The 26,181-nt window shown below is 69.9% G+C and carries 29 protein-coding genes and 2 rRNA genes (1 of these 31 running past the window's edge); 19 read left to right on the top strand and 12 right to left on the bottom strand.

Features of this window, described 5'->3' with window-relative positions:
- From HNR67_RS13695 to HNR67_RS45635, 3 genes are all read left to right on the top strand, one after another.
- Window positions 1-2,132: ribosomal RNA gene (locus HNR67_RS13695) — 23S ribosomal RNA — on the top strand; it begins 978 nt to the left of the window's first position.
- A 92-nt stretch (window positions 2,133-2,224) separates the two neighbouring features.
- Window positions 2,225-2,341 (top strand): 5S ribosomal RNA (gene rrf / locus HNR67_RS13700).
- Between the two features lie 103 nt (window positions 2,342-2,444).
- A complete protein-coding gene (locus HNR67_RS45635) occupies window positions 2,445-3,335 on the top strand; it encodes a GNAT family N-acetyltransferase (protein ID WP_185002406.1) in 891 nt (296 codons plus the stop codon).
- Here HNR67_RS45635 and HNR67_RS13710 read toward each other — a convergent pair.
- Window positions 3,282-3,725 (bottom strand): Lrp/AsnC family transcriptional regulator, encoded by a 444-nt coding sequence (locus tag HNR67_RS13710; protein ID WP_185002407.1) that lies wholly within the window; start codon window positions 3,723-3,725, stop codon window positions 3,282-3,284. The genes HNR67_RS45635 and HNR67_RS13710 overlap by 54 nt on opposite strands.
- A 111-nt stretch (window positions 3,726-3,836) precedes the next feature.
- On the opposite strand from HNR67_RS13710, the gene HNR67_RS13715 reads away from it, so the two are divergent.
- Genes HNR67_RS13715 through HNR67_RS13730 form a run of 4 tightly spaced genes read left to right on the top strand, consistent with a single transcriptional unit; the run spans window position 3,837 to window position 9,088 of the window.
- A complete protein-coding gene (locus HNR67_RS13715; protein WP_185002408.1) occupies window positions 3,837-4,373 on the top strand; it encodes a rhodanese-like domain-containing protein in 537 nt (178 codons plus the stop codon).
- A 24-nt stretch (window positions 4,374-4,397) separates the two neighbouring features.
- A complete protein-coding gene (locus HNR67_RS13720; protein WP_185002409.1) occupies window positions 4,398-5,144 on the top strand; it encodes a type 1 glutamine amidotransferase in 747 nt (248 codons plus the stop codon).
- 3 nt (window positions 5,145-5,147) lie between these two features.
- Complete coding sequence (locus tag HNR67_RS13725; protein ID WP_185002410.1) at window positions 5,148-8,153, top strand: bifunctional [glutamine synthetase] adenylyltransferase/[glutamine synthetase]-adenylyl-L-tyrosine phosphorylase; 3,006 nt, start codon at window positions 5,148-5,150, stop codon at window positions 8,151-8,153.
- A gap of 2 nt (window positions 8,154-8,155) precedes the next feature.
- Window positions 8,156-9,088, top strand: a complete 933-nt coding sequence (locus tag HNR67_RS13730) for an NADP-dependent oxidoreductase (protein ID WP_185002411.1) — start codon at window positions 8,156-8,158, stop codon at window positions 9,086-9,088.
- A gap of 1 nt (window position 9,089) precedes the next feature.
- On the opposite strand, the gene HNR67_RS13735 is transcribed toward HNR67_RS13730, so the two are convergent.
- The gene (locus HNR67_RS13735; RefSeq protein WP_185002412.1) at window positions 9,090-9,392 is read right to left on the bottom strand and encodes a hypothetical protein; all 303 of its coding nucleotides are present in this window, start codon (window positions 9,390-9,392) and stop codon (window positions 9,090-9,092) included.
- Window positions 9,393-9,422: 30 nt separating this feature from the next.
- On the opposite strand from HNR67_RS13735, the gene HNR67_RS13740 reads away from it, so the two are divergent.
- The 4 genes from HNR67_RS13740 to HNR67_RS13755 all read left to right on the top strand — a co-directional run bounded on the left by HNR67_RS13740 (window position 9,423) and on the right by HNR67_RS13755 (window position 11,475).
- Complete coding sequence (locus HNR67_RS13740; protein WP_312987188.1) at window positions 9,423-9,899, top strand: DinB family protein; 477 nt, start codon at window positions 9,423-9,425, stop codon at window positions 9,897-9,899.
- A 51-nt stretch (window positions 9,900-9,950) separates the two neighbouring features.
- On the top strand, window positions 9,951-10,379 hold the full coding sequence (locus tag HNR67_RS13745; RefSeq protein WP_185002413.1) for a DUF4279 domain-containing protein: 429 nt from the start codon (window positions 9,951-9,953) through the stop codon (window positions 10,377-10,379).
- 214 nt (window positions 10,380-10,593) lie between these two features.
- On the top strand, window positions 10,594-10,755 hold the full coding sequence (locus HNR67_RS13750; RefSeq protein WP_185002414.1) for a hypothetical protein: 162 nt from the start codon (window positions 10,594-10,596) through the stop codon (window positions 10,753-10,755).
- 153 nt (window positions 10,756-10,908) lie between these two features.
- Window positions 10,909-11,475, top strand: coding sequence for a hypothetical protein (locus HNR67_RS13755; RefSeq protein ID WP_185002415.1), 567 nt, complete (start codon window positions 10,909-10,911; stop codon window positions 11,473-11,475).
- Here the strand turns inward: HNR67_RS13755 and HNR67_RS13760 are convergent.
- Window positions 11,465-11,770, bottom strand: a complete 306-nt coding sequence (locus HNR67_RS13760) for a winged helix-turn-helix transcriptional regulator (protein ID WP_185010601.1) — start codon at window positions 11,768-11,770, stop codon at window positions 11,465-11,467. The two genes, HNR67_RS13755 and HNR67_RS13760, sit on opposite strands and share 11 nt — an antisense overlap.
- 151 nt (window positions 11,771-11,921) lie before the next feature.
- On the opposite strand from HNR67_RS13760, the gene HNR67_RS13765 reads away from it, so the two are divergent.
- Entirely contained in the window at window positions 11,922-12,521 is a 600-nt protein-coding gene (locus tag HNR67_RS13765; protein WP_185002416.1) for an NADPH-dependent F420 reductase, read from the top strand.
- A 3-nt stretch (window positions 12,522-12,524) separates the two neighbouring features.
- Here the strand turns inward: HNR67_RS13765 and HNR67_RS13770 are convergent, their stop codons facing one another.
- Window positions 12,525-12,971, bottom strand: a complete 447-nt coding sequence (locus tag HNR67_RS13770) for a hypothetical protein (RefSeq protein WP_185002417.1) — start codon at window positions 12,969-12,971, stop codon at window positions 12,525-12,527.
- Window positions 12,972-13,052: 81 nt separating this feature from the next.
- On the opposite strand from HNR67_RS13770, the gene HNR67_RS13775 reads away from it, so the two are divergent.
- Window positions 13,053-13,793 (top strand): SIR2 family NAD-dependent protein deacylase, encoded by a 741-nt coding sequence (locus HNR67_RS13775; RefSeq protein ID WP_185002418.1) that lies wholly within the window; start codon window positions 13,053-13,055, stop codon window positions 13,791-13,793.
- Window positions 13,794-13,809: 16 nt separating this feature from the next.
- Here HNR67_RS13775 and HNR67_RS13780 read toward each other — a convergent pair whose 3' ends face one another.
- Window positions 13,810-14,313 (bottom strand): hypothetical protein, encoded by a 504-nt coding sequence (locus tag HNR67_RS13780; RefSeq protein ID WP_185002419.1) that lies wholly within the window; start codon window positions 14,311-14,313, stop codon window positions 13,810-13,812.
- 125 nt (window positions 14,314-14,438) lie between these two features.
- Here HNR67_RS13780 and HNR67_RS46220 point away from each other — a divergent pair, with 125 nt between their 5' ends.
- The 3 genes from HNR67_RS46220 (at window position 14,439) to HNR67_RS13795 (ending at window position 16,928) form a co-directional block, all read left to right on the top strand.
- On the top strand, window positions 14,439-15,434 hold the full coding sequence (locus tag HNR67_RS46220; RefSeq protein WP_185002420.1) for an ArsR/SmtB family transcription factor: 996 nt from the start codon (window positions 14,439-14,441) through the stop codon (window positions 15,432-15,434).
- 127 nt (window positions 15,435-15,561) lie between these two features.
- Window positions 15,562-16,518, top strand: coding sequence for a hypothetical protein (locus HNR67_RS13790; RefSeq protein ID WP_185002421.1), 957 nt, complete (start codon window positions 15,562-15,564; stop codon window positions 16,516-16,518).
- Window positions 16,515-16,928 (top strand): hypothetical protein, encoded by a 414-nt coding sequence (locus HNR67_RS13795; RefSeq protein ID WP_185002422.1) that lies wholly within the window; start codon window positions 16,515-16,517, stop codon window positions 16,926-16,928. The genes HNR67_RS13790 and HNR67_RS13795 overlap by 4 nt, the downstream gene beginning before the upstream one ends.
- 62 nt (window positions 16,929-16,990) lie before the next feature.
- Here HNR67_RS13795 and glnA read toward each other — a convergent pair whose 3' ends face one another.
- Entirely contained in the window at window positions 16,991-18,415 is a 1,425-nt protein-coding gene (gene glnA, locus HNR67_RS13800; protein ID WP_185002423.1) for a type I glutamate--ammonia ligase, read from the bottom strand.
- A gap of 218 nt (window positions 18,416-18,633) precedes the next feature.
- On the opposite strand from glnA, the gene HNR67_RS13805 reads away from it, so the two are divergent.
- On the top strand, window positions 18,634-19,092 hold the full coding sequence (locus HNR67_RS13805) for an RDD family protein (protein WP_312987193.1): 459 nt from the start codon (window positions 18,634-18,636) through the stop codon (window positions 19,090-19,092).
- Window positions 19,093-19,129: 37 nt separating this feature from the next.
- Here HNR67_RS13805 and HNR67_RS13810 read toward each other — a convergent pair whose 3' ends face one another.
- From HNR67_RS13810 to HNR67_RS13825, 4 genes are all read right to left on the bottom strand, one after another.
- Window positions 19,130-19,873, bottom strand: a complete 744-nt coding sequence (locus tag HNR67_RS13810; protein WP_185002424.1) for a DUF4191 domain-containing protein — start codon at window positions 19,871-19,873, stop codon at window positions 19,130-19,132.
- A 302-nt stretch (window positions 19,874-20,175) separates the two neighbouring features.
- Window positions 20,176-21,177: a lipoyl synthase gene (lipA, locus tag HNR67_RS13815; RefSeq protein WP_185002425.1), complete on the bottom strand. Its 1,002-nt coding sequence runs from the start codon at window positions 21,175-21,177 to the stop codon at window positions 20,176-20,178.
- Window positions 21,178-21,241: 64 nt separating this feature from the next.
- Complete coding sequence (locus HNR67_RS13820) at window positions 21,242-22,177, bottom strand: oxidoreductase (RefSeq protein WP_185002426.1); 936 nt, start codon at window positions 22,175-22,177, stop codon at window positions 21,242-21,244.
- A gap of 127 nt (window positions 22,178-22,304) precedes the next feature.
- Window positions 22,305-22,793, bottom strand: coding sequence for a hypothetical protein (locus HNR67_RS13825; protein ID WP_185002427.1), 489 nt, complete (start codon window positions 22,791-22,793; stop codon window positions 22,305-22,307).
- Window positions 22,794-22,912: 119 nt separating this feature from the next.
- Here HNR67_RS13825 and HNR67_RS13830 point away from each other — a divergent pair, with 119 nt between their 5' ends.
- The gene (locus tag HNR67_RS13830) at window positions 22,913-23,578 is read left to right on the top strand and encodes a TetR/AcrR family transcriptional regulator (RefSeq protein WP_185002428.1); all 666 of its coding nucleotides are present in this window, start codon (window positions 22,913-22,915) and stop codon (window positions 23,576-23,578) included.
- A 20-nt stretch (window positions 23,579-23,598) separates the two neighbouring features.
- Window positions 23,599-24,534, top strand: a complete 936-nt coding sequence (locus HNR67_RS13835) for an LLM class F420-dependent oxidoreductase (RefSeq protein WP_185002429.1) — start codon at window positions 23,599-23,601, stop codon at window positions 24,532-24,534.
- Between the two features lie 54 nt (window positions 24,535-24,588).
- Here the strand turns inward: HNR67_RS13835 and HNR67_RS13840 are convergent, their stop codons facing one another.
- Both HNR67_RS13840 and HNR67_RS13845 read right to left on the bottom strand, forming a co-directional pair.
- Window positions 24,589-25,056, bottom strand: a complete 468-nt coding sequence (locus tag HNR67_RS13840) for a winged helix-turn-helix domain-containing protein (RefSeq protein ID WP_185002430.1) — start codon at window positions 25,054-25,056, stop codon at window positions 24,589-24,591.
- A 17-nt stretch (window positions 25,057-25,073) separates the two neighbouring features.
- A complete protein-coding gene (locus HNR67_RS13845) occupies window positions 25,074-26,174 on the bottom strand; it encodes a serine hydrolase (RefSeq protein ID WP_185002431.1) in 1,101 nt (366 codons plus the stop codon).
- Window positions 26,175-26,181: the final 7 nt, after the last annotated feature.

The raw sequence follows: 26,181 nt of genomic DNA on the forward strand, positions 1-26,181 counted from the left end.
CTGAAATCAGCCAAACTCCGAATGCCGGTGTGTGAAGTGTGGCAGTGAGACTGCGGGGGATAAGCTTCGTAGTCGAGAGGGAAACAGCCCAGAACACCGGCTAAGGCCCCTAAGTGTGCGCTAAGTGGGAAAGGATGTGGGGTCGCTCAGACAACCAGGAGGTTGGCTTAGAAGCAGCCACCCTTTAAAGAGTGCGTAATAGCTCACTGGTCAAGTGGTTCCGCGCCGACAATGTAGCGGGGCTTAAGCGTACCGCCGAAGCCGTGTCATTCACACTATAGATCGGCTCCCGGGCTTGAACCGGGTGTCTAGTCGTGTGGATGGGTAGGGGAGCGTCGTGCATCCAGGGAAGCAGCCGCGTGAGCGAGTTGTGGAGGGTGTGCGAGTGAGAATGCAGGCATGAGTAGCGATTGCAGAGTGAGAACCTCTGCCGCCGGATGACCAAGGGTTCCTGGGCCAGGTTAATCCGCCCAGGGTAAGTCGGGACCTAAGGCGAGGCCGACAGGCGTAGTCGATGGACAACGGGTTGATATTCCCGTACCCGTGTGGATGCGCCCATGGTGAGGCGAGGGATACTAACCACCCGAGCGAAGTGGATCCTTCGGGAGAAACTGAGTGAGCGTGGGATCTGATCTCGTAGTAGTCAAGCGATGGGGTGACGCAGGAAGGTAGCTCCGCCAGTGAGTGGTAGTACTGGTGTAAGCGTGTAGGCCGGGTGATAGGCAAATCCGTCATCCATGTAGGCTGAGACGTGATGCGTAGCCGATTGAGGCGAAGTAGAGTGATCCTATGCTGCCGAGAAAAGCCTCTAGTGAGTGTTCACGCGGCCCGTACCCCAAACCGACACAGGTGGTCAGGTAGAGAATACCGAGGCGTTCGGGTGAACTGTGGTTAAGGAACTCGGCAAAATGCCCCCGTAACTTCGGGAGAAGGGGGGCCCGCTGACTTGAAGCTCTTTACGGGCTAGGGTTGGTTGGCCGCAGAGACCAGGGAGAAGCGACTGTTTACTAAAAACACAGGTCCGTGCGAAGTCGCAAGACGATGTATACGGACTGACGCCTGCCCGGTGCTGGAACGTTAAGGGGACCGGTTAGTCACTTTGGTGGCGAAGCTGAGAACTTAAGCGCCAGTAAACGGCGGTGGTAACTATAACCATCCTAAGGTAGCGAAATTCCTTGTCGGGTAAGTTCCGACCTGCACGAATGGCGTAACGACTTCTCCGCTGTCTCAACCACAGGCCCGGTGAAATTGCATTACGAGTAAAGATGCTCGTTACGCGCGGCAGGACGGAAAGACCCCGGGACCTTTACTATAGCTTGGTATTGGTGTTTGGTTCGGCTTGTGTAGGATAGGTGGGAGACTGTGAAGCTGCGACGCTAGTTGTGGTGGAGTCATCGTTGAAATACCACTCTGGTCGTACTGGATATCTAACCTCGGACCGTGATCCGGTTCAGGGACAGTGCCTGGTGGGTAGTTTAACTGGGGCGGTTGCCTCCCAAAGGGTAACGGAGGCGCCCAAAGGTTCCCTCAGCCTGGTTGGCAATCAGGTGTTGAGTGTAAGTGCACAAGGGAGCTTGACTGTGAGACTGACGGGTCGAGCAGGGACGAAAGTCGGGACTAGTGATCCGGCACTGGCTTGTGGAAGCGGTGTCGCTCAACGGATAAAAGGTACCCCGGGGATAACAGGCTGATCTTGCCCAAGAGTCCATATCGACGGCATGGTTTGGCACCTCGATGTCGGCTCGTCGCATCCTGGGGCTGGAGTAGGTCCCAAGGGTTGGGCTGTTCGCCCATTAAAGCGGCACGCGAGCTGGGTTTAGAACGTCGTGAGACAGTTCGGTCCCTATCCGCCGCGCGCGTTGGAGACTTGAGGAAGGCTGTCCCTAGTACGAGAGGACCGGGACGGACGAACCTCTGGTGTGCCAGTTGTTCTGCCAAGGGCATGGCTGGTTGGCTACGTTCGGAAGGGATAACCGCTGAAGGCATCTAAGCGGGAAGCCTGTTTCGAGATGAGGTCTCCCACCCTCTTGAAGGGTTAAGGCCCCCTATAGACGATGGGGTTGATAGGCCCGAGATGGAAGCCTAGTAATAGGTGGAGTTGACGGGTACTAATAGGCCGAGGGCTTGCTCACAAAGTTGCTACGCGTCCACTGTGTGGTTCTGAAAGAACCAACTAGATACACCCTGTTTCAGGTGTGTGTTGGGGTTGTTTTTTTCATAGTGTTTCGGTGGTTATGGCGGAGGGGAAACGCCCGGTCCCATTCCGAACCCGGAAGCTAAGTCCTCCAGCGCCGATGGTACTGCATGCGTGAGCGTGTGGGAGAGTAGGACGCCGCCGAACTAAATTTGCGTGTGGCCCCAGAACTTTGGTTCTGGGGCCACACGCTTTTTTTGCGTTCGAAAATTGAGTCGCCGGAAGCTCCGGCCCGGCGCACCCTGGGTACATGGATGCGCAGGTGCACACCAATCCTCAGCTCTTCTGGAAGCTTGCGGGGCCGCACTTCCTCGCGGACCCCGTGCGCAATACCGTCGCGATCACCGTCATGGAGCGCTGCCTGGCCGGGACCGAACCCGGTTACACCACTCCGCTCATGCTCACGGTGCACGACAACTCCGGCGCGTTGGTCGGCGCCAGCCTGCGTACCGCGCCCTGGCCACTGCTCATCGGTGGGCTGCCGCCGGAAACCGTCCCGGCCGCGGTGGACGCGGTACTCCTGCACGACCCTGGCCTGACCGCGGTGACCGGGCCGCGGGAGGCAGCCGTCACGTTCGCGCGGGCCTGGACCGAGCGGACCGGGCAGGTGAGCCTGGAGAAGTTGGCGACGCGGTTGTTCCGGCTGGAGGAGTTGACCCCGCCTGCGGTCGCCGGTGCGGCGCGGATTGGCGGGAGGGCTGATCTGGAGCTGTTGGTGAAGTGGCGGGAGGCGTTCAGCCTGGAACTGGACGGGGTGGGGTATTCGCTGGATGAGCGGGCCGGCGTGCTGGCCGCGTTCGAGGCGGGGGATCCGCACTTCGTCTGGGAGGTGGACGGGACGCCGGTGTCGTTGGCGTTCACCAATGTGCCCAGCGGGGGAATGGCCAGGGTCCGGTACGTCTACACGCCGGTGCGGCACCGGGGGCATGGCTATGCCTCGGCGGCCACGGCGGCGGCCTCGCAGTGGGCGCTCGTCCAGGGCGCGACCGAGGTGCTGTTGTTCACCGATCTCGGGGATCCGGTGACGAACCGGATCTATCCGCGGCTGGGTTATCGGCCGGTGTTCGACGCTGTGGAGATCGCCTTCTCAGCCGGGACTGCTGACGGGGCGGTTCCGCACATGCGAGGAGAACACGAGTGACGTGGTGGTCTCGCCGTACTGCTGCGCGTTGTCGACGAGCTGTTCCAGTTCGGCCATCGACTTACATCGCACCCGCAACAGCCAGCAGTCATCGCCGGTCACGTGGTCGGCGTCGCACACCGACGGCAGGGCCAGCAGCCGCTCGCGGAACCGGGGCGAGTCCAGGCTTCTGACCCGGACCCGGACGATGGCCTGAATGGGCAGGCCGAGCAGCTGGGGGTCGACCACCGCGGCATAGCCGGTGATCACTCCCAGCTGCTCGAGCCTGCGCACGCGTTCGGTGGTGGCGGGGGCGGACAGGTTGACCCGGCGGGCCAGCTCGGTGAAGGTCATCCGGCCGTCCTGCTGGAGCAGGTCCAGGATGCGCCAGTCCAGTTCATCTAGGTCCACGCAACAAATCCTCGTCAAAGCTAGGTTTTCGCGGGGAAACACAGGCACAACCAGGCTAGAACCAGGAACGCCCCATGTTCGAGGGCGTCCCACTGCCCGAGAATTTCCAGCATGCAGACCACTTCGCACGTGCTTTCCCTGCCGGTGGCCGAGCCCGCCGTGGCGGCCGCGCACTTCGCCGCCGAACTCGCCTTCGAGGCCGATCCGGACGACGTGCACCGGGACCTGGTGGCCGGCACGGTCACCGGTTACGTGCTGGTGGAGTGCAGGCGGCCGGAGGCGTTCGCGGCGGCCAGGATCCCCGGTGCGATCAACCTGCCCTACGCCACGCTGACCGAGGAGAACACCGCGCACCTGGACCGCGACCTGGTCTACCTCTGCTACTGCGAGAGCTTCCAGTGCAACGCCGCGACCAAGGGTGCCGCCCGGCTGGCCGGGCTGGGATTCAAGGTGAAGCGGCTGGCCGGGGGGATTCAGGCCTGGATCGGGGCGGACTATCCGATCGAGGGTGACGCGGTGGTTGGGGGCGATGTGAGGGACGCGGCTGTGGCCGGTGGCGGGCCGGGCGCGGCGGGGCCGGGCGTGGCTGCGCCGGGGGTGCGGGGAGCGGGTGATCACATCCACCGGGCGGTGGCCTGCGCCTGCTAGGGAGCAGCGCCTAGGCTTTCTCCCATGACCTCGGTGCTTGTCATCCAGCCTTCCGACCTGGATCCGCTCGGCCCGCTCGCCGACTGGCTGCTGGATGCCGGTGCCGAGATCCACCTGGTCCGGGCCGGGCAGGAACCCATCCCGGCCAGCATGGAGGGCTACCAGGCGCTGGTGTGCCTGGGCGGGGAGATGGGCGCCTACGACGACGCCGAACACCCCTGGCTCAAGGACATCCGGGCGCTGCTGGCCAACGCGGTCGGTCGGCGGGTGCCGGTGCTGGGCATCTGCCTCGGCGGGCAGCTCCTGGCCGCGGCCACCGGAGGCCAGGTCCGGCCGGGCGCGGTGGGGCCCGAGGTGGGCACCCTGCTGATCGCCAAGCGGGACGCGGCGGCGGGGGATCCGCTGTTCGAGCCGTTGCCGATGACGCCTGATGTGCTCCAGTACCACGTGGACGAGATCTTCACGCTGCCCGGCGGCGCGGTCCTGCTGGCCTCCTCGCCGAAGTACGTCAACCAGGCGTTCCGGGTGGGGGACAACGCCTATGGACTCCAGTTCCACATCGAGACCACCCCGGAACTGGTCCAGCGCTGGGCCGAGCACTCCCCGGAGGAGGCCGCGTTCGCGCCGCGTGGGCATCTGGAGCACGACCACCTGGTCGAGCGGCATCAGGACCTGGCCGAGGTGTGGCAGCCGTTCACCGAGCGGTTCGTCCGGCTCGCCGCCGGGGAGCTGAGCCCGGCGGCGCCCGGCCGGCGCCTGCCGCTGGTGTAGCGGATGACCTTCACCGATCCCAGCCGGGCCACGCCCTCGCCCGCGCGGTTCGGGCTGACCGATCCGCGCGCGGCCGACCTGCTCGGCGAGGTCGGCTGGTGGGGCAGGCTGGGTGCGGAGACCAAGCTCGCCGCGCTCTCTCGCAGCGCCGATCCCGATCTGACCCTGCGCTGCCTGGTCCGGCTGCGCGAGGCCCTTGGCGATGGCTGGCCCGCCCTGGATGAACGGCTGCGCACCGAGACCGGGCTGCGCACCAGGTTGTTCGCGGTGTTCGGGGCCTCCAGCGCGCTGGCCGACTTCGTCATCGCCGAACCCGCCCGGCTGGAAGTGCTCGACGGCGCACTGGACGCGCCGCTGCCCGAGGTCGCCGAACTGACCGCGCGGCTGCTCGCCGCGGTCGGCGCCGATCCCGCGCACCCGGTGTGGCGGGCCCGGCTCCGCGGGCCGGAGGCGGTGCGCGCGCTGCGCGAGGCATACCGGCTGGAGCTGTTGCGGATCGCCGCCGCCGACCTCGCGCACACCATCGACGGCGACGCCCCGCAGGTCTCCTACGAGAACGTGGCCGCACTGCTCTCCGACCTGGCCGGGGCCGCCCTGCAGGCCGCGCTGGCCGTGGGTGTGCTGGAGATCGTGCCCGCGGACACCGATGAGTTGCCCTGCCGGATCGCGGTGATCGCGATGGGCAAGTGCGGGGCGCGGGAACTCAACTACGTCAGCGATGTCGACGTCATCTTCGTGGCCGAGGGCGATATCGGCGTGGCCACCCGGCTGGCCGCCGCCCTGATGCGGGTCGCCGGTGAGGCCTGTTTCCAGGTGGACGCGGCGCTGCGGCCCGAGGGCAAGGCCGGCGCGCTGGTACGCACCCTGGACGGGCACATCGCCTACTACAAGCGGTGGGCGCGGACCTGGGAGTTCCAGGCGCTGCTCAAGGCGCGGCCGGTGGCCGGGGACGCCGAACTCGGTCAGTCCTATGTGGACTCACTCTCGCCGATGGTGTGGTCGGCCGGCGACCGGGACCACTTCGTGGCCGATGTGCAGGCCATGCGGCGCAAGGTCGAGGAGCACGTGCCAGCCGGGCTGGGCGACCGGGAGCTGAAACTCGGCCGCGGCGGGCTGCGGGATGTCGAGTTCGCGGTGCAGCTGCTGCAACTGGTGCACGGGCGCGGCGCGGCCGAACTCCGTGTTCTGTCCACAATGGACGCGTTGCGGGTGCTGGGGCACGGTGGTTACGTCGGCCGCGCGGACGCGGCGGGGCTGGCCGAGTCCTACCGGTTCCTGCGCACCCTGGAGCATCGCCTGCAGCTGCAACGGTTGCGGCGCACCCACCTCTTCCCCGCCGACGACGACCGCCTCGGCCTGCGCTGGCTGGCCCGCGCCGCCGGGGTCCGGCCGGACGGGCGGCGCAGCTCGGGCACGGTGCTGCAGGCCGAGTTCCGCTCGCACTGCAACCGGGTCCGGCGGCTGCACGAGAAACTGTTCTACCGGCCGCTGCTGGAGGCGGTGGCCAGGGTGCCCAGCGAGGCACTGCGACTGTCCACCGAATCGGCCAAGCTGCGCCTGGCCGCGCTCGGCTACGCCTCCCCGGACGGCGCGCTACGGCACATCGAGGCGCTGACCACCGGGGTGTCCCGGCGGGCCGCGATCCAGGGCGCGCTGCTGCCGGTGCTGCTGGACCTGTTCGCGCACAGCCCCGACCCCGACGGCGCACTGCTGGCCTACCGCCGGGTGTCCGAGGCGCTGGCCACCACGCCCTGGTACCTGCGGCTGCTGCGCGATGAGGGCGCGGTGGCCGACCGGCTGGCCTTCCTGCTGGGCACCTCGCGGACGGTGCCGGACCTGCTGGTGCGCGCGCCGGAGGTGCTGCGGCTGCTCGCCGACACCCCCGCGCTGGCCGGCCGCGAACCAGCCGAGGTGGCGATCTCCTTGCGCCGCACCGTGGCCCGCTACGCCGACCCGGTCACCGCGGTCACCGCCGCGCGCTCGATGCGCCGCCACGAACTGCTCAGGGTGGCCTGCGCTGACCTGCTCGGCGAACTGGCACTGCCCGCGGTGTGCGCCGCGCTGAGCAGCGTGTGGGTGGCGGTGCTGGAGGCCGCGGTGGACGCGGCCTGCCGCGCGGTCGCCGCCGAACGCGGGTCGCAACCGGCCAGGATCGCGGTGATCGGCATGGGCCGCCTCGGCGGCGCCGAACTCGGCTACAGCTCCGACGCCGACGTGCTCTTCGTGTGCGAACCCGTTGCGGGCGCTGACGAAACCGAGGCGGTGCGGTACGCGGCCGCGGTCGCCGAACTCATCCGGCGACTGCTCGGCGCGCCCAGCCAGGACCCGGCGCTACAGGTCGACGCCGACCTGCGCCCGGAGGGTCGCAGCGGGCCGCTGGTGCGCACCCTGGAGTCCTACCGCGCCTACTACGCCCAGTGGGCCGAGGTGTGGGAGCAGCAGGCGCTGCTGCGTGCCCGGCCGGTGGCAGGCGATCCCGAACTGGGGCAACGCTTTGTCGAGATGATCGACCCGGTGCGCTACCCGGCGGCCGGACTCGACCACGCCAGCGTGCTGCAGATCCGGCGGATCAAGGCCAGGGTGGACGCCGAACGGCTGCCCCGCGGCGCCGATCCGGCCACCCACACCAAACTCGGCCGCGGCGGACTGGCCGACGTCGAGTGGACGCTGCAGGTGCTCCAGCTCCAGCACGCGCACACCGTGCCCGCCCTCCGCACCCCGTCCACGGTGCGGGGACTGGCGGCCGCGGCGGCCGAGGGACTGGTCCAGCCCGCCGACGCCGCCGCGTTGCAGGCGGCCTGGGACATGGCCACCAGGGCCCGCAACGCGGCCACCCTGGTCCGCGGCAAACCCACCGACCAGCTGCCCCGGCAGGGCCGCGAGCTGGCCGCGGTGGCCAGGGCCATGGGCTACCCGGCCACGGCCGACCCCGGTGAGTTCATCGACGAGTACCGCCGGGTAACCCGTCGTGCTCGGGCGGTGGTGGAGCGGCTGTTCTACGATTCCTGAGAGTGAAGGCAATCGCGTTCGACGAGTTCGGCGGCCCCGAGGTACTACGCCTGCGGGAACTGCCCGAACCGCTCCTCGGCCCGGAGAACTCGCTCATCCAGGTGCGTGCCGCGGGGGTGAACCCGGTGGACTTCAAGATCCGCCTGGGTTACCTCCAGGGCACCATGCCGCACCACCTGCCGCTGATCCCCGGCTGGGACGTGGCCGGTGTGGTCACCGCGGTGTTCCCCAACGTCACCGAGTTCGCCCCCGGTGACGAGGTGTTCGGCTACATCCGCAAGGACAGCGTGGAACACGGCGCCTACGCCGAACAGGTCGCCGCCCCGCAGCGCGCCATCGTGCGCAAACCGGCCGGTCTGGACTGGGTGACCGCGGGTGCGCTGCCGCTGGTCGGCCTGACCGCGCTGCAGGCCCTGCGCGCGGCAGGCGTCGGTGACGGCGACACCGTGGTGGTGCACGCCGCCGCGGGCGGGGTCGGCCACGTCGCGGTGCAGCTGGCCAGGGAACTGGGCGCCAAGCGGGTGATCGGCACCGCCTCCGAGCGCAACCACGACTACCTGCGCGAACTGGGCGCCGAACCGGTCACCTACGGCGACGGGCTGGTGCAGCGGGTGGCCGCGCTGGTCGGTGGCGACGGCAAGGTGGACGCCGCGATCGACCTGATCGGCGGCCAGGCGCTCACCGACTCACCCCAGCTGGTCCGCGACCCGGCCCGGCACTCCTCGATCGTCGGCGGCGAGGTGCTGGCCCAGGGCGGCCGCTACGTCTTCGCCCAGGCGGACAAGGAGCAGCTCACCTTCCTGGGCGAGCTGGCCGCCAGTGGCCGGCTGCGGGTGGACGTGCAGCAGACCTTCCCGCTGGCCGAAGCCGCCGCGGCGCACCGCCTCCTGGAGGAGGGGCACGTCCGCGGCAAGCTGGTTCTGGTGGTGGACTGAGTTACGGCGTGGCTTCCCCGGCGGGCACGGCGGCGATCTCCTCGTCGTCGTCCTCGTCGGTGAGGTCGTCCTCGTCTTCTTCCAGCGGCGGCGCGTCGTAGACGTCGACCACCCACTCCTCCAGCACGACCTCGCCGCTGTCGTCGTTGGCGCCCTGCAGGACCATGCGGTTGCGCACGGTCACGCCGAGTCCGAGCCGCTCGGCGGCCTCCAGGGACTCGACCGCGTCGGCGAGATTGTCGTAGAAGTGGCTGACAATGCGGGTGGGCACATCGGGCTCTTCTTCGCGGAGACTGTCGGTCACGCCTGGCAAGCTACTCGCCGAGGAGCCGGAGTGCGGGGAGGCACGAGCGTGATCAGCGAGGCGGACTATCTGTTCTTCGTCGACCGGGCACTGGACGGCATGACCGGCGTGCTGCTGGAGCTGGGCGATGAGCTGGCCAACCGGAAACCGGACCTGCCTGGCGCGAACACGCCCTACCAGATCCTGACCCACTGCCTTGGCGTGGTCGCCTTCTGGGGCGGGCAGGTGGTGGCCGGGCGAGAGGTCGAACGAGACCGTCCGGCCGAGTTCACCGCGGCCGGGCCGGTGGCCGAACTGGTCGAGCGGACCGCGGCGGTGCGGGCCCGCTTCGGCGCGGACGTGGCAGGCGCCGAGTACGACCAGCCGGTCCGGCGGGAGCCGCCACCGCACTGGCGCACCTTCCCCGGCGGCATCAGCCAGGGCGCGGCGCTGCAGCACGTCTACGAGGAGCTGGCGCAGCATCACGGTCAGCTCCAGGTCACCAGGGATGCCCTGCTCGGCGGTTGAGCGTTCACCGCGGTCTGCCAGGATGAGGGCTGTCGTCCAGGAGGAGTGAGAGTGGCCATCTCCCGCGCCAGCGCGTCCCTGCGGTTGTTCAGCACCAAGGCCGCCGCGGCCGTGGTCACCGAGACCCTCGGGCTGGACCCGACCACCGCCGCCGAGCGCGGTGAGCCGATCGGCAAGAGCATCTCGACCCTGCGCGAGCAGTCCATGTGGCTGCTGGAGAGCGAGGCCGAGCCGACCGAGCCGCTCTCCGCGCACCTGGAGTGGCTGCTCGACGAGCTGGACGGGAAGCTGGGCGCCCTCGCCGGGCTCAGCGGCGACTTCGAGGTCGACGTGTGGTGCACGGTGGAGGCCACCAACGGCCAGGGTCAGCTCACCTTCACCCCGGCGCTGACCGCCCGGCTGGCCGGCCTGCCCTGCCCGTTCTCGGTCGACCTGTACCTCGGCGATGCCGAGGATGAGGACGAAGAGGACGAATTCTGAAGATCTTGTCCAGGTATCCGGAGCAACTCCAGGGTGCACGGCGGATTGTCATCTCGCGCGGGTAAACGCTGGTCAACGGCGTGCTGGCGATCGTTTGCGCGGCCTTCGGAATCGATTCCGATGCGCTCCGCTGTCACAGATTCGCCTGATGGGGTGACGCGGACCGGCCTAGCCTCGTGGGCAGTTGGTTAGTACCCGGCTGGAGGAGGACGTAATGGTCGAGCAGAACGGGCAGTCGCCACGGGCCGCCAGTGACCAGGCCGCTCGGACATCGCCGGTGCACCGTGCCCCCTCGCCCATGCTGTTGGCCGAGGCCGCGCGCGCCCGCAAGGAACGGGCCCAGGCGGAGACCCAGCCCCAGGAGCACCAGTCCTGACCCTCTGACTCAAGGAGTCCCAGGGCCGGGCGGCGACCACGCTGCCCGGCCCTCGGTCTGTCTGCTGAGTGCGGCCGCGACCACAGGTGGACGCGGGCTGACGGCCCCGGTCGGTACCAAGGAGGCAGGCAGCCGAGGTGGACGGGGGAGCGTGTGGACGACCGGGTGTACTGCTGGCACATCCCGCTCAAGGAGCACCTGGCCGTGCACCGGCTGGCCGGCCAGTACCAGGGGGCGCTGCGCAGGCTCCCGCAACTGCACCCGTGCGCGCCGCCCTGGCTGCGGTTGCCGCTGCGTGAGCTGGGCCCGGCCGAGCGGCTGCGCTACACCGACGTGCAGGCCATCACCGCGGCCGCGCGGGAACGGCTGGCCGAGGTCCCGGCCCTGGCGCTGGTCACCGGCCGGGTCATCCGGCGGCGTGGCTCGGTGGCGCTGGCCGTGACCGGCGACCTGCGACCGGTGCGCCGGGCACTGGCCGCCGCGGTGGCGGGCGTGCTCGGCAGGCGCCCGCGCTGGCCCCGGCCGCCCAGGCTGCTGCTGGCCGAGCACACCGAGCCGGTGGATCCGGCCCAGCTCCGCCGGATCCTGGCCGCGGTGCGGGCCGAGCCGGTGCGGATCCCGGTGGAGGGCGTGTCGCTGGCGTTGCTGCGCAGGCACCGAGGGCAGCGGCTGTGGAGTGAGCTGGACCGGGTGGAGCTGGGCCTGCGGGTCAGCCGCTGAGTTCCTCGGCGGCCTCCTGCGCGGCCAGCACCTCGTCCCCGTGCCGGTAGGCCCAGGCGCCGAAGGCCTCGATCGGCCCGAGCAGGCTGCGACCCAGCTCGGTCAGCCGGTACTCCACCCGCGGCGGGGCCTCCCGGAAACAGTCCCTGGCGATCAGGCCGTGGTAGGTCAGCCGGTGCAGGGTCTCGGTGAGCACCTTGGTGCGGATGCCGCCGATCTCCCTGCGCAGTCGCACCGGCCTGCGCGGCCCGTCCTTGAGCGCCCACAGCACGACCGGGTTCCAGGTGTTGGCCATCAGGTCGAAGGCCAGCCGCGCCCGGCAGTCGGCCAGTAGGTCCCGTTCCAGCGTGAACACCGCCCCAGCCTGCCGCAGCCGACGGACACCATTCGGTGCCCATCGCCCTTCCTACCGTTCGGGCAGCACCAACTCCAACAGAAGGAACCTGATGCGCATCGGCATCCTGGGCGCGGGCGACATGGCCGAGGCCCTCGGCACCCAGTGGACCCGCCAGGGCCACGAACTGATGATCGCCACCCGCACCAACCCCGCCCCACTGGCCACCCGCCTGGAGGCCCGCACCGGCAGTTACGCCGAGGCGGCCGCCTTCGGCCAGGTGCTCCTGCTGGCGGTGCCCGCCGCCGCGGCCCTGGACGTGCTCACCGAGGCGGGCGCCGCGGGCCGCACCGTGATCGACTGCACCAACCCGGTCGCCCCCGACTGGACCCTGACCACCAAGGACATCAGCCTGGCCGAACAACTCGCCACCACCGGCGCACACGTGGTCAAGGCGTTCAACCTGTGCCACGTCGACACCTGGCGGCTGACACCCCCGGTCTTCGCCGACCGCCCCCTGGCCGTCCCACTCTGCGGCGACGACCCCACCGCCCTGGCCCAGGTCCAAACCCTGGTCCGGGACCTGGGCTGCGATCCGGTGGTGGCAGGCCCGCTGTCCAGGGCAGGCCTGCTGGAGGCCACCGCGGCCTTCGTCATCGGCCTGTGGATGCGCGGCGCCGACGCCCAGGCCATCCTGCCGCCCCTGGGTTGATGATCAGTCCCAGTGGTTGAAGGTCAGCTCGCCGACGGTGCCCGGCCGCCAGTGCCGGATCTGCCCGTGCTCGAAGGAGTTCAGCTCGTTGATGTCCACTTCGGACAGTGGGGTGTCGAGTTCTTCCCTGGTGTAGACCCCGAATTCCGATCTGGCCTGGAGTAGCTCGGCCCACCGCGGTTCGTCCCGGAAGACCGGTGGAGCACCCGGAGTCGGTGACACCTCGGCGAAAGCGAGCAGGAACAGCGAGTCGTGGCAGAGCAGGTCGAAGCGCCGTTCCCGCTCGCGCAGGCGGGTGGTGATGTAGTTCGGCGTTCCGTCGGGGAGCAGGAACTCCTCGATGTGGGCGCCGAACTCCCGGGCCACGGCGGTGATCAGGGTGCGGAACTGTTTCGGGTCCGGGCCGGGGGTGGTGGTGTTGAAGCTGGTGGAGCCGTGCGGGAGACGCATGTGGACAGTGTGCCGTCCGCGGTCGGGGGCAGGGCGGAAACCGATGGCCCGCCCGCCCCGTGCTGACTAGCCTCGGCGACCATGACCGACTGGGCGCGCGGGGTGCGGCGGATCGCCGTGCTGACCGGCGCGGGCATCTCCACCGACTCCGGCATCCCCGACTACCGGGGCCCGGACGGCATCTGGACCCGCGATCCCAAGCTGGCCAACCTGTTCACCCTGGACAACTTCCTCACCGACCCGGAGATCCGGCAGCGCTTCTGGCAGCGGTACCTGACCCACCCGGCCTGGCTCGCCCAGCCCAACCCAGCCCACCTGGCGCTGGCCGGGCTGAGCGCGGGTCCCGCGGTCCGGGTGCTGACCCAGAACATCGACGGCCTGCACCAGCGGGCCGGGGTGCCCGCCCGGAAGGTCCTGGAACTGCACGGCAGCATGCACGGCGCGCTCTGCGTCGGCTGCGACGCGCGTACGCCGACTCCTGAGGTGCTGGACCGGGTTCGTGGCGGGGAGCTGGATCCGTCCTGTGCGGACTGTGGCGGCATCCTGAAGCTCGCGGTGGTGCTCTTCGGCCAGCAGCTCGACGCCGAGGTCATCGGCAAGGCGCGCACGATCGCCGCGGCCAGTGAGGTGTTCCTGGCGGTGGGCAGTTCGCTGCAGGTCGAGCCGGCCGCCTCGCTGTGCGCGGTGGCGGTGCGGGCGGGGGCGAAGCTGGTGGTGGTCAACGCGGCGCCGACGCCGTACGACGAGTTCGCGACCGAGGTGATCCGGGAGCCGATCGGGGTGGCGCTGCCCCGGATCTGCCAGGCGCTGCTGGCCGGGTGATCCGGGGCCGCCGGGGTCAGACCAGGCCGGTGAGGCGGTCGGCCAGGTAGGCGAGTTTGGCGTCCTGGTCGCGGGCGGACTCCAGGTAGTGCGACCAGGCCATCCGCTCGTGCGTGGTGGGGCCGAGTTCCCACACGCACTGGGTCGGGGTCAGGCCGTCCGCCTGTTGTGCGGGGGTGAACGGGCCGCCGTCGGTGCTGGCGTAGGCGGCCTGCCACATCTCGTTGACCCCGCGCCACAGGCACAGCAGCGCGAAGAGCACGGTGCCCGAGCTGTGTAGCACGATGAACCCCAGGTCGCCGCGGGTCACCACCCGGCCGGCGGCCACCTCGGCGGCGAGGAACTCCCGCGCGCGGGTGCGGGTCGCGGCCGGGATCGGCTGGTCGGGGCGGTGCACGTCGTACCACTTCAGGCGGGCGTCGGGCAGTGCCAGCTCCGCCGCGGGCGTGACCTGCTTGCGCAGGTGCGTCCAGGCCGGGTCGATGTTGCCCAGCGCGGACAGGTCAAGGGTGTCGGGCACGGCGATGCTCCCCGGTCGTGGTGCCGCCCAGCGCGGCTCGCCGCCCACCCTGCGCCCGCGGTGGCCAGGTCCGCCCACCATTTCGCGCTCGCTTAATTGACGGACCCCGCCGCTACCCTCGGGCCGTGATCAGCCTCCGGATGCGTGCCGAGGACCTGACCAGGGTCCGGCTGGCCCGGTCGCCGCTGTACGAGGTGACCGGCAGCCTGCGCACCCTTGGCGACCCGGCCCGGCACTTCGTGCACCAGCGCTGGATCACCGCGGCCCGCCGCGAGATCGCCGGGCTGGACCTGACCGTCGCACTGGCTCTGACCTGCCGCCCCGGCTGGCTGCCCGACTTCCTGCTGCTCCCGCCCGCGGGCTGGGACACCGAGTTCGGCGCCGAACTCGACCAGTTGCTGGCCACCCCGGCCGCCGCGATCCGCTCGGCGCTGGAGGAGCTGGCCCCGCCCGCCGCGCTGCCGCCGGTGCTGCGGCCGCTGCACGCCGATCCGGCGCGGGAACTGCCGCGGCTGGCCGAGAGCCTGGCGCGGTACCGGCGGCTGGTCATCGAGCCGAGTCAATCGCGGATGAACGCGGTGCTGGACGCGGAGTTCACCAGGCTGGCCACCGGCCTGGCCACCGGTGGCACCGTCGCGGCCTTCGACCGGCTGCACCCGGACGTCCGCTACACCGAGGGCAGGCTCGACATCGACCTGGCCAGGCATTCCGGCGAGAAAGATCTACCGGGGAACACGGGTTTGCTGCTGGTGCCGACCGTGTTCGCCTGGCCGACTCCCTTTGTCGTGTTGAACGAACCCTATCGGCCTACTCTCGCCTATCCACCGCATGGCGTCGCATCGGTCTGGCGAAATCCCGGTGATGCGGAATGCGAGCTGCCGTTGGGTGATCTCATCGGCCGCAGTCGCGCTTTGTTGTTACTGCAATTGGATTTACCCAGGTCGACCACGCAACTGGCCGCCACCGTGGGCCTGACCCCGCCCGCGGTCAGCCAGCACCTGTCCGTACTGCGGCGCAACGCCTTGGTGACCTCGCGCCGGCGGGGCCGGGAGGTGCTGTACGTGCGCACCCGGCTGGCCAGTCAGTTGCTGGCCGCGGTCGATCAGAGCGCGACCGGGTAAACGCAGGGGCCGGCCTGAATTTGTTTTACCTTGAACCGGGCCCGGCGCTACTTGTCCGATCAGCCGGCATTTGGGACCCTCCACGGAGAAGGGGCAATTCCGCCCGTCACGGCAAGGGGGAAACACCGTGCTGGAAGTGGAACTCGACATCTTCTCCGGAATGCCGAACCCGACCTGGCGACTCACCGACGCCCAGGAGCGCGAGCTGATCGAGCGGGTCACCGCCGACCCGGACCAGCTCTCCCCGGTGGCCACCGAGGACGAGCAGTTCAGCCTCGGCTACCGCGGCCTGCTGGTCCGCATGATCAAGTCCACCGACGGGGCCTGGAACGACACCCGGCTGGCCAACGGCGCCGGCCTGCCGCTGACCTTCCGCGTCGGCAGCCGCTCGGCCGACGAACCGATCGCGGACTGGCTGCTCGGCACGTCCAGCTCGGTCAAGGACAGCGGCGTGGACGAGGAACTGACCGAGATCGCCGGCCAGGGCGTCAGCCTCATCCAGACCGCGGCCCAGTCCATGGCGCCCACCGGCAGCGTGCAACGGGCCACCGAGGGCGAGAACCCCGACCAGGCCAACGAGACCGGCGAGCTGGGCGTGCGGGGCGGCACCTGGTGGGCCTGCGGCTCGAACGTGTTCAGCGCCAACGCGAACCACTTCAACGACCCGGCCCACGTCACCCGCAACAACTGCTACTGCTTCGCCAGCAACCACCTCGCCGACGTCCGCTACGCCCTGCCCGGCCGACGAGGCGGCCGCCCGGCGACGATCATGAGCTGCGGCAACGTCACCGACGGCCTGCGCGCCGACGGCTGGGTCGACGGCTGCCAGACCAACACCCTGACCATCGCCATGGTCATCTGGCCCGGCCGCGACTACCACTTCTACCGCCTGGTCACCGGCGGCCCGAACTGGTGGTGGGGCCACAAACCCGGCGGCACCCCGGCCAAGTACACCGACGACTGCGGCCACTCGATCTACCAGGAGAACGGCCGCGGCTACGCCCCGAACAACATCTGCCGCGGCGACTACACCGACTTCTGCGGCTACTTCTACCAGAACAACGACACGGCCTACGTGGCATGAAACCCCACCCCGCCCTCGCACTGCTGCTGGCATCCCTGGTCGCGTGCGGCACCCAGCAGGCAGGAGACCCCCCGGTGACCGACCCGATCGAGGTAGAACTCGACATCTACTCCGGCATGCCCAACCCGACCTGGGTGCTCTCGGCCACCGACTCGACCGAGCTGCGCCGCCGCATCGAGGCGTTGCCCACGACGAAGGCCGCGGCGCCTGCGGAGAACCTGGGGTACCGGGGGTTCCTGGTGCGGCTGGCGGAGGGGGCTGAGCCTGCCCGGGTCCGGCAGGTGGTGCAGCTGGCGGACAAGTCGGCGCGGGATGCGGGGGATCGCGGGTTGGAGCGGTGGTTGCTGGGGACTGGGCGGGGGAAGGTGGGGGAGGACGTGGTGGCTGTGGTGGAGAAGGAGCTTGGGTAACGGCCGAGGGCCGGGTGGTCGTGGTGACCACCCGGCCCTCGGCCGGTTTCAGCTACCGCGGATCACACGTCGTAGTAGAGCGCGAACTCGTACGGGTGCGGGCGCAGGCGGATCGGGTCGATCTCGTTCTCGCGCTTGTAGGAGATCCAGGTCTCGATGACGTCCGGAGTGAACACGCCGCCCTCGAGGAGGAAGTCGTGGTTGCGCTCCAGGTTGTTGAGGACCTCGTCCAGGGAGCTGGGGACCTGGGGGACGTTCTTGGCTTCCTCGGGGGGAAGCTCGTAGAGGTCCTTGTCGATCGGGGCCGGGGGCTCGATCTTGTTCTTGATGCCGTCAAGGCCTGCCATCAGCATGGCGGCGAAGGCCAGGTACGGGTTGCCGGAGGAGTCCGGGCAGCGGAACTCCACGCGCTTGGCCTTGGGGTTGTTCCCGGTGATCGGGATGCGGATGCACGCCGAGCGGTTGCGGGAGCTGTAGACCAGGTTGACCGGGGCCTCGTAGCCGGGGACCAGGCGGTGGTAGGAGTTCACCGTCGGGTTGGTGAAGGCCAGCAGGCTGGGGGCGTGGTGCAGCAGGCCGCCGACGTAGTGCCGGGCGGTGTCGGACAGGCCGCCGTAGCCGGACTCGTCGTGGAAGAGCGGCGAGCCTTCCTTCCACAGCGACTGGTGGGCGTGCATGCCCGAGCCGTTGTCACCGAAGAGCGGCTTCGGCATGAAGGTGGCGGTCTTGCCGTTGGCCCACGCGGTGTTCTTGACGATGTACTTGAACAGCTGCAGGTCATCCGCGGCGTGCAGCAGGGTGTTGAACTTGTAGTTGATCTCGGCCTGTCCGGCGGTGCCGACCTCGTGGTGGGCGCGCTCGACGGTGAAGCCGGAGTCGATCAGGTTCAGCGTGATCTTGTCGCGCAGGTCGGCGAAGTGGTCGGTCGGGGAGACCGGGAAGTAGCCGCCCTTGAACTTGACCTTGTAGCCCTTGTTGCCGCCCTCTTCGTCGGTGCCGGTGTTCCACCAGCCCGCGACGGAGTCGATCTCGTGGAAGGAGGCGTTCTCGGTGGTGTCGAAGCGCACCGAGTCGAACAGGTAGAACTCCGCCTCGGCGCCGAAGAAGCAGCTGTCGGCGATGCCGGACTCGGCGATGTACTGCTCGGCCTTGCGCGCGATGTTGCGCGGGTCCCGGCTGTACGGCTCGCGGGTCAGCGGGTCGTGCACGAAGAAGTTGATGATGAGGGTCTTCTCGATCCGGAACGGGTCGAGGCGCGAGGTGGCCACGTCGGGCAGCAGCAGCATGTCCGACTCGTGGATCGACTGGAAACCACGCACCGAGGACCCGTCGAAGGCGAGGCCCTCCTCGAACGTCTCGCGCTCGAACGAGGTGGCCGGCACGGTGAAGTGCTGCATGATGCCGGGCAGGTCGCAGAACCGCACGTCAATGAACTTCACATCGTTGTCAGAGATGAAGCTCAGGACCTCGTCGGGATTGGTGAACACCCTCGTTGGCTCCTTCGTCGTTGTGCCGGCAGGGCCGGTGTGCTCTGCACGCGGTCAGGAGAACCGGTACGGGACCGGCCCTGTTGCCAGCAGACCGTATGACCATGGTGTTGCTCGGTCATCACCCGAGTGTTTCACCGGTGTTAACGACACCCCATTTCGGGGAACGGCGCCACCTGGTCGGGGCAGGGTCAACCGCCCGTCCTACCCTTGACACCGTGAGCAGGTGGACGGGTTCGTGGCTGTCAGGACCGGGCTCGGCGCGGGAGAGTGATCCGGCGGCGGATCCTGGTTACCGAGGGGAGCGACTCCGGCTGCCCGAGGCCGGGCTGGGCTCGGTGGCCGGTACCGGTCGCCGGTTCCTGGCCCTGCTCATCGACTGGCTGCCGGGCGCGCTGATCGGCAACTTCCTCACCACCAACCCGGCGGTGTCGGCGATGGCGCTGTTCGCGTTGCTGACCGTGGCCAGCCTGGCCGCCTTCGGCCGGACCCCCGGGCACTGGGTGGTGGGCATCAAGCCGACCTCGCTGACCGGCGCTGGGGAGCGGATCTCGTTCGGGCATTCGGTGCTGCGCACCCTGCTGCTGTGCCTGGTGATCCCGCCGCTGGTGATGGATGTGGACGGACGTGGCCTGCACGACCACGTCGCCCGCACCGTCATGACCATCGCGCGCTGAAGCACCGGGAGCCGGGCCGCCAGGGCCCGGCGACGGCTCAGCGGCGGCGGATGGTGCGCTGCACGTTGCGCATCTTCGCGCCCTGCGGCAGCGGACCCTTGGGCAGTGCCGCGCCGCGGCTGGCCAGCGCGGAGAGCCGCTTCTCGATGACGTCCATCTGCGCCACGGTGATGTTGCGCGGCAGCTTGGACAGGTAGCTCTGCAGGCGGCGCAGCGGGACCTGCTTGTCCTCGGTCTCGTTGCCGACGATGACGTCGTAGATCGGGGTGTCGCCGATGATGCGGCCGATGCGCTTCTTCTCCTGCGCGATCAGTGGCTTCACCCGGTGCGGCGCGCCCTCGGCGACCAGCACCACACCCGGGCGGCCGAGCACCCGGTGCACCGCGTCCAGCTGGGTGGTGCCGGCCACCGCCTGGGTGACCCGCCACTTGCCGCGCAGGTTGCCCAGCGCCCAGGCCGCCGAGCCGGGCTGGCCGTCGGCCTTGGAGTAGACGTTGCGCTGCACCCGGCGGCCGAAGATGCTCACCGCGATCAGCGCGCCGATGGCGATGCCCAGCGGCAGCACCACATACGGGTAGCCGATGAGCCAGCCGATGCCGAACACCACGCCGGTAGCGCCGAGCACCGCGAGGATCATCAGCGGCACCAGCCACTTGTCCTCACGGCGCTGCATCTTGAACGCTTCGAAGATCTGCTTGCGACGTGCCTTGGAGGCAGCACGCCGCTCGCGGCTTGCCGCCTTGGCAGTCGCCTTGTCCGGCTTGGGGGGCTTCGGGGCCATGGTCCCAGGATACGGCCGTGGCCCCGGCTCACCTATTCGGGCGGTTGATGGCCGGGCAGGCAAGGTCTACGGCTCACGAGAAGCCCTGACCAGCGCCCACTTGTTGCGAAAGAGGCGTGGCGCGCAGCGACACGGCGGGCTCTTGGCCGGCAGTGCGGTTGATTTTTCGCGTTGCCTTGCCGTGTGTCCGACGCATCCGAAGCTTGCTTCGCGTGCGGCGGATGCACGGCGGGGCGACTAAGGGCGCAGTAGCCTTTGGCGCGCTCCGCACGCAGGAATCCCGCGTGCGGAGCACGCCAATGTCACCGCGCGAGCAGGGCGGTGATCTCCTGGGCGCCCGGACCGGCCTGCGCGAGGTGGTTCAGGTGCTCGGGGACCTGCTCGCCGCGGAACTGCTTCGCCTGCGAGTAGAGCCGGCCGGCGCGGTAGGAGGAGCGGACCAGCGGGCCCGCCATCACCCCGGCGAAACCGATCTTCTCCGCGGACTCCTTGTGCTGCACGAACTCCTCCGGCTTGACCCAGCGCTCCACCGGGTGGTGGCGCAGGCTCGGCCGCAGGTACTGGGTGATGGTGATGATGTCGCAGCCAGCGTCGTGCAGGTCCTGCAGTGCCTCGGTGACCTCTTCCGGGGTCTCGCCCATGCCGAGGATCAGGTTGCTCTTGGTGACCAGGCCGAACTCGCGGGCCTCGGTGATCACCTGCAGGGAGCGCTCGTAGCGGAAGGCGGGGCGGATCCGCTTGAAGATCCGCGGCACCGTCTCCAGGTTGTGCGCCAGCACCTCGGGGCGGGAGCCGAAGACCTCGGCCAGCTGCTCGGGGTCGGCGTTGAAGTCCGGGATCAGCAGTTCGACGCCGGTGCCGGGGTTGAGCGCGTGGATCTGGCGGACCGTCTCGGCGTAGAGCCAGGCGCCGCCGTCGGGCAGGTCGTCGCGGGCGACGCCGGTGACGGTGGAGTAGCGCAGGCCCATCGCCTGCACCGACTCGGCGACCCGGCGCGGTTCCTCGGCGTCGAAGTCGGCTGGCTTGCCGGTGTCGATCTGGCAGAAGTCACAGCGGCGGGTGCACTGGTCACCGCCGATGAGGAAGGTGGCCTCGCGGTCTTCCCAGCACTCGTAGATGTTGGGGCAGCCGGCTTCCTCGCAGACCGTGTGCAGGCCCTCGCGTTTGACGAGGCCCTTCAGCTCGCGGTACTCGGGACCCATCTTCGCCCTGGTCTTGATCCACGAGGGCTTCTTCTCGATGGGCGTCTGGCTGTTACGAACCTCCAGCCGCAGAAGCTTGCGGCCCTCGGGCACCACGGTCATGACCGCCAGCCTACGTCCCCGGAGCCGGGGACCCCAGCCCAGCGGGGGAGTGGCCGATCACACGTCAGGCCGGGTCGGGTGCGATTCCGGTCAACTCGCCGCTGCGCTCGTACAACCGGGCGGCCACCGCGAGGTCCTGGGACTCCGGTGAGCAGGCCGCCAGACCCGGTCCGCCCCACACCTCGCCCGCGCCCGCCGGGCCGTAGTACTGGCCGCCGCGCACCTCCGGCGCGGTGGCCGCGTACAGCTGGGACAGCACGCCGCGCTCGGGGCGCATGGTGGCGACCTTGTTGAACAGGGTGACGCCCAGCTCCAGGACCTTGTTCTTGCGGGCCCGGCCGCCGTTGGCGCCCAGTTCGGTGTCGGTCAGACCGGGGTGCGCGGCCAGGCTGCGCACGTCCAGGTCGGCCGCGGACAGCCTGCGGTCGAGTTCCTGGGCGAACATCAGGTTGGCCAGTTTGGCCTCGCCGTAGCCGGCGAAGGCGTTGTAGCGGCGGCGCTCGTAGTTGAGGTCGTCCAGGTTCAGCGTGGTGCGCCGGTGCGCGAGGCTGGACAGGGTGACCACCCGCGCGTCCGGGCTCTGCCGCAGCGCGGGCATGAGCAGCCAGGTCAGCGCGGCGTGGCCGAGGTGGTTGACGCCCATCTGGGTCTCGAAGCCGTCCGCGGTGCGGCCAAGCGGCGGGCAGAACACGCCCGCGTTGTTCATCAGCACGTGCACCCGGTCGCCGGCGCGTTCCCGGATGTCCTCGGCGGCCGCGCGGATCGAGGCGAGGTCACCGAGGTCGAGCCGGACCAGTTCCACCTTGGCCCGCGGCGCGGTGGTGCGGACCTGGTCGACGGCGCGCGCCCCGCGTTCCGGGGAGCGGCAGGCCAGCAGCAGGTGGGCGCCCTTGGCGGCCAGTGCGTAGGCGCTGTGCAGGCCAAGGCCGGAGTTGGCCCCGGTGATCACCACCGTGCGCCCGTTCTGGTCCGGCATGTCCTCGGCCGTCCAGTTCCGCATGCCGTCCACCCCGTCTCGCCGCCGTCGGGGGTCAGTGTCCTCGACACCCTGATCAACGCGACCGGCGGCCGGGAGTTCCGCCGCGTCACCCGGCCGTCATGGTGGACGGCCGGGTCACGCGGGTGGCTTAAGCGCTGGCGGCGAAGCCGCGGAGGAAGTTCCGGGTGGAGGTGCAGCGGGTCTGGCGGGCGCCGTCGCGGGCCAGGGCCAGGAAGGCCGCGCCGACACGCTCGATCTGCTCGGCCGGTTCGCGGGCGTCGGCCAGGCCGGTGACCAGGGCCAGGGTGCGCTGTTCGTGCGCGATGGCGGCCGGGATGGTCTGGGCTCCGGCGTCGAGCAGGCGGCGCAGGGTCGGCTCTTCGGTGGCCAGGCGCTGCCAGGCGCTGGTGGCGGCCTCGACCCGGTCGCCGTGCTCGTGCAGGGCGAGTTCGAGGTGGCCGGTCAGACGCAGCATCCAGCGGTAGTGCAGGGCGGCCAGCAACTCGGCGCGGTCGGCGAAGACGTCAGCGGCGTGCTGGACGTCCTCGAACGGCAGCACGGGGTCCCCGGTCCGTTCGGCCTGACGCAGCACGGCGTTGATGACATCGCGCCGTCGGTAGAAGTCGTTCCAGCTCATGACGCCCCTCCTTGCCGTGGACCGCCCATACCCGGAGTTTCCGGCGTACTGACGGTATGGCTCCGACACGGAGAACATACCATGAGTACGTACTCTCGGTATGTCGTAGTGTTGTGAGTATGGCGACAGCGCGGCCGCGGCGTATGGAATATTCGGAATCCACCAGGCAGGCCCTGGTGGACAGCGCCATGGAGCTGTTCAGCCGGAAGGGCTACGCGGGCACCTCGCTGGATGAGATCGCGGCGAAGGCCAGGGTCACCAAGGGCGCGCTCTACCACCACTTCGGCGGCAAGCAGGCGTTGTTCGAGGCCGCCTTCGACGCGGTGGAGACCGACATGCTGGCCCGGCTGGCCAAGATCGTCTCCCAGCCCGGCGACCCGTGGGAGAGCGCGATGGCCGGTCTGCGCGCCTACCTCAAGGTCTGTCTGGAGCCCTCCTACCAGCGGATCGTGCTGCACGAGGGTCCGGTGGTGATGGGCTGGGAGCGCTGGCGGGAGGCCGAGGAGCAGTTCAGCTACGGCCTGGTGCGGGCCACCGTGGTCGGGCTGGCCGAGTCCGGCGAGATCGACGACCTGCCGATCGAGCCGATGTCCCGGCTGATGTTCGGCGCGCTGGCGGGCAGTGCCACCCAGATCGCCAACGCGGCCGATCCGAAGAAGGCCAGCGAGGAGGTCGGCCTGTGCATCGAGCGGGTGATGGCCGGGCTGCGGCTGCTGCACAAGGTGGGCAACGCCGAACCGATCAGGGTGGAGACCTCGGCGCCGCGCCGGACGCGCCGCCGCTGAACCCGGGTTAGCGTGTGCCGGTGGACTTCAGGATCTTCACCGAGCCCCAGCAGGGGGCGACCTACGACGATCTGCTGCGGGTGGCCCGGACGGCCGAGGACGCCGGTTACGACGCGTTCTTCCGCTCCGACCACTACCTCAAGATGGGCTCGGTCAGCGGCCTGCCCGGCCCCACCGACGCCTGGGTGACGCTGGCCGGTCTGGCCAGGGAGACCAGCCGGATCCGGCTGGGCACGCTGATGACCGCGGCCACCTTCCGCTACCCGGGGCCGCTGGCGATCCAGGTCGCGCAGGTGGACGAGATGTCCGGCGGCCGGGTGGAGTTCGGGCTGGGCGCGGGCTGGTTCGAGACCGAGCACGCCAACTACGGCATCCCGTTCCCGGACGTGGCCGAGCGCTTCGACCGCTACGCCGAGCAGCTCGCGGTGATCACCGGCCTGTGGCGCACGCCGGTCGGCGAGACCTTCAGCTTCGACGGTGAGCACTACCAGCTCACCGACTCCCCCGCGCTGCCCAAGCCGGTGCGGGCCGGCGGTCCGCCGGTGCTCATCGGTGGCCGGGGCGCCAAGCGCACGCCCGCGCTGGCCGCCCAGTACGCGGCCGAGTTCAACCTGCCCTTCGCCGATCCGGACTCCGCGGTGCGCCAGTTCGAGCGGGTCGAGGCGGCCTGCGCGGCGATCGGCCGGGACCCCAAGGAGATCACCCGCTCGGCCGCGCTGGTGCTCTGCGCTGGCCGGGACGAGGCCGAGGTGACCCGGCGGGCCGGGGTGATCGGCCGCGAGGTGGCCGAGCTGCGGGAGAACGGGCTGGCGGGCACGGTGGCCGAGGTGGTGGACAAGCTGGGCGCCTGGCGGGAGCGGACCGGGATCAGCCGGGTCTACCTGCAGGTGCTCGACCTGGCCGACCTGGACCACGTGGAGCTGGTGGCGACCGAGGTCATGCCGCAGTTCGCCTGAGTACGAGGAGAAAGGGCTGGAGTCACGCCGAGCGTGGCTCCGGCCCCTTTTCCGTCAGGACTTGAGCTGTCCGGCGATGTCCGCGGCGGCGGCCAGCAGGATCAGCACCGGCACCATGGCGGTGGCGCGCAGCCGGTACCGGCCGCGGCCGTCCTGGTCCACCAGGCCGCTGGTGGTCAGCGGTTTGAGATGGTGGTAGAGCTGGCCGGTCGAGCCGACCTCGGCGGCGGCCTGGAGTTCGGCCGCGCCCTGCGGGCCGTGCTGGGCGAGCACCCGCACCACCTTGGCCCGGACCGGGTGGCCCAGCGCGGCCAGCACCTCCAGCCGCGGGCCGTCCGGCAGGCCCAGCACCGTGGACACCGGAAGCGTGATCGTCCAGTCCAGCTCACCCGGTTCGGTGAGTCGGCCCTGGTAGGAGACCACGCCGCCGGTGTCGGCCAGCACCTGCTCGGCGATGCCCTCCAGGGCCGCCACCCTGGCCTCCAGCTCGGCCACCCGGCCGGCCAGCTCCTTCTCGCTCATCGGATCAGCATGCCCGGCTACCCGCGCAGCGCCCGCGCGACCCTGCCCTGCCAGGCCGGATCCAGCGCCAGGTCCAGGAACACCTGGAAGAACAGCGAGCCCTCGGCGTTCATGCCGTCCCAGTCCGCCTCGCTCAGCTCCTGGAGCAGCAACGCGGTCGAGCCGACCCGGCCGTCCTGCCAGCGGGTGTAACCGGCCAGTGCCAGCACCCCGGCCAGTGAGCCGCCCTTCCAGCCGATGCCCGCGACGCCGGGCGGCAGCGAACCGGCCAGGGTGTGTTCCAGGTGCCGCCGGGTGGCCTCGGGGAACCGGCCGGTGGCCGCGGCCCGGTGGAAGCCGGCCAGGGTGGCCGCGCTCGCGCCGCCGCTGGTCCTGGCCCAGGCGACCTGGGCGTCCCAGGAGGGCGGCGGGCCGCTGACCACGCGCGCCCTGGCCCGGTCCCGGAAGGCCGGTTCGGTCAGGAAGCGCTGTTCGAGGCGGGCGCCCATCGGAAGTCGCGGCACCCCGGGCCGGACCTCCTCCGGCATCAGCAGGTAGAGGAAGTCGGCCAGCTTGGAGCGGCTGTCCAGGCCGGTCCAGCCACCGCGTTGCGCGGCCCGGCGCAGCGCCGCCGCGCCCAGGCGGTGCCGCAGGTAGTCGGTGGCCGCGTTGTCGCTGAAATAGATCATCGTGCCGGCGATCTGGTCCAGGGTGACCTGCTGCGCCGGGTTCCTGGCCAGCTTGGTCGCCGGGTCCGCCTCGATGCCGAGCAGCCGCTGGGACTGCTCGTGCGCGCCGCCGTCGGTGTGCGGCAGGTAGAAGCGCTCCCACTCGCCGACGGTGACCTTGGTGTCCGGGGCCAGGCCGGAGAGCGTGTAGGCGGCCAGGTGCACTGGTTTGACCGCGGAGGCCAGTGGCTGGGACACCTGCGCCCGGTGCGCCAGGCAGGCCTGGGCGCCGTTGTCGGCGAAGACGCCGACCTGGTCGCGGTGCGCGGCGAACCAGGCCAGCCAGCCATCGCGGGTGGTGAAGTCGCTGGTCGCGGGCGTGCCGGCGGCTGCGTTGGCCAGGCCGGGCAGCAGCAGCGCGGACCCCGCGGTCAGTGCGCCGGCGGTCAGCAGGCGGCGTCGGGACAGCATGAGAACC

Origin of the sequence: Crossiella cryophila (genome assembly GCF_014204915.1) — a bacterium.
GTDB classification, from domain to species: Bacteria; Actinomycetota; Actinomycetes; order Mycobacteriales; family Pseudonocardiaceae; genus Crossiella; species Crossiella cryophila.

Bases quoted from the DNA above. Each gene is read 5' to 3' on its own strand.
- HNR67_RS45635 (WP_185002406.1), top strand. From the start codon at position 2,445: ATGGATGCGCAGGTGCACACCAATCCTCAGCTCTTCTGGAAGCTTGCG.
- HNR67_RS13715 (WP_185002408.1), top strand. From the start codon at position 3,837: ATGCAGACCACTTCGCACGTGCTTTCCCTGCCGGTGGCCGAGCCCGCC.
- HNR67_RS13720 (WP_185002409.1), top strand. From the start codon at position 4,398: ATGACCTCGGTGCTTGTCATCCAGCCTTCCGACCTGGATCCGCTCGGC.
- HNR67_RS13725 (WP_185002410.1), top strand. From the start codon at position 5,148: ATGACCTTCACCGATCCCAGCCGGGCCACGCCCTCGCCCGCGCGGTTC.
- HNR67_RS13750 (WP_185002414.1), top strand. From the start codon at position 10,594: ATGGTCGAGCAGAACGGGCAGTCGCCACGGGCCGCCAGTGACCAGGCC.
- HNR67_RS13760 (WP_185010601.1), bottom strand. From the start codon at position 11,770: ATGGCCAACACCTGGAACCCGGTCGTGCTGTGGGCGCTCAAGGACGGG.
- HNR67_RS13765 (WP_185002416.1), top strand. From the start codon at position 11,922: ATGCGCATCGGCATCCTGGGCGCGGGCGACATGGCCGAGGCCCTCGGC.
- HNR67_RS13770 (WP_185002417.1), bottom strand. From the start codon at position 12,971: ATGCGTCTCCCGCACGGCTCCACCAGCTTCAACACCACCACCCCCGGC.
- HNR67_RS13775 (WP_185002418.1), top strand. From the start codon at position 13,053: ATGACCGACTGGGCGCGCGGGGTGCGGCGGATCGCCGTGCTGACCGGC.
- HNR67_RS13795 (WP_185002422.1), top strand. From the start codon at position 16,515: ATGAAACCCCACCCCGCCCTCGCACTGCTGCTGGCATCCCTGGTCGCG.
- HNR67_RS13810 (WP_185002424.1), bottom strand. From the start codon at position 19,873: ATGGCCCCGAAGCCCCCCAAGCCGGACAAGGCGACTGCCAAGGCGGCA.
- lipA (WP_185002425.1), bottom strand. From the start codon at position 21,177: ATGACCGTGGTGCCCGAGGGCCGCAAGCTTCTGCGGCTGGAGGTTCGT.
- HNR67_RS13820 (WP_185002426.1), bottom strand. From the start codon at position 22,177: ATGCGGAACTGGACGGCCGAGGACATGCCGGACCAGAACGGGCGCACG.
- HNR67_RS13825 (WP_185002427.1), bottom strand. From the start codon at position 22,793: ATGAGCTGGAACGACTTCTACCGACGGCGCGATGTCATCAACGCCGTG.
- HNR67_RS13830 (WP_185002428.1), top strand. From the start codon at position 22,913: ATGGCGACAGCGCGGCCGCGGCGTATGGAATATTCGGAATCCACCAGG.
- HNR67_RS13840 (WP_185002430.1), bottom strand. From the start codon at position 25,056: ATGAGCGAGAAGGAGCTGGCCGGCCGGGTGGCCGAGCTGGAGGCCAGG.
- HNR67_RS13845 (WP_185002431.1), bottom strand. From the start codon at position 26,174: ATGCTGTCCCGACGCCGCCTGCTGACCGCCGGCGCACTGACCGCGGGG.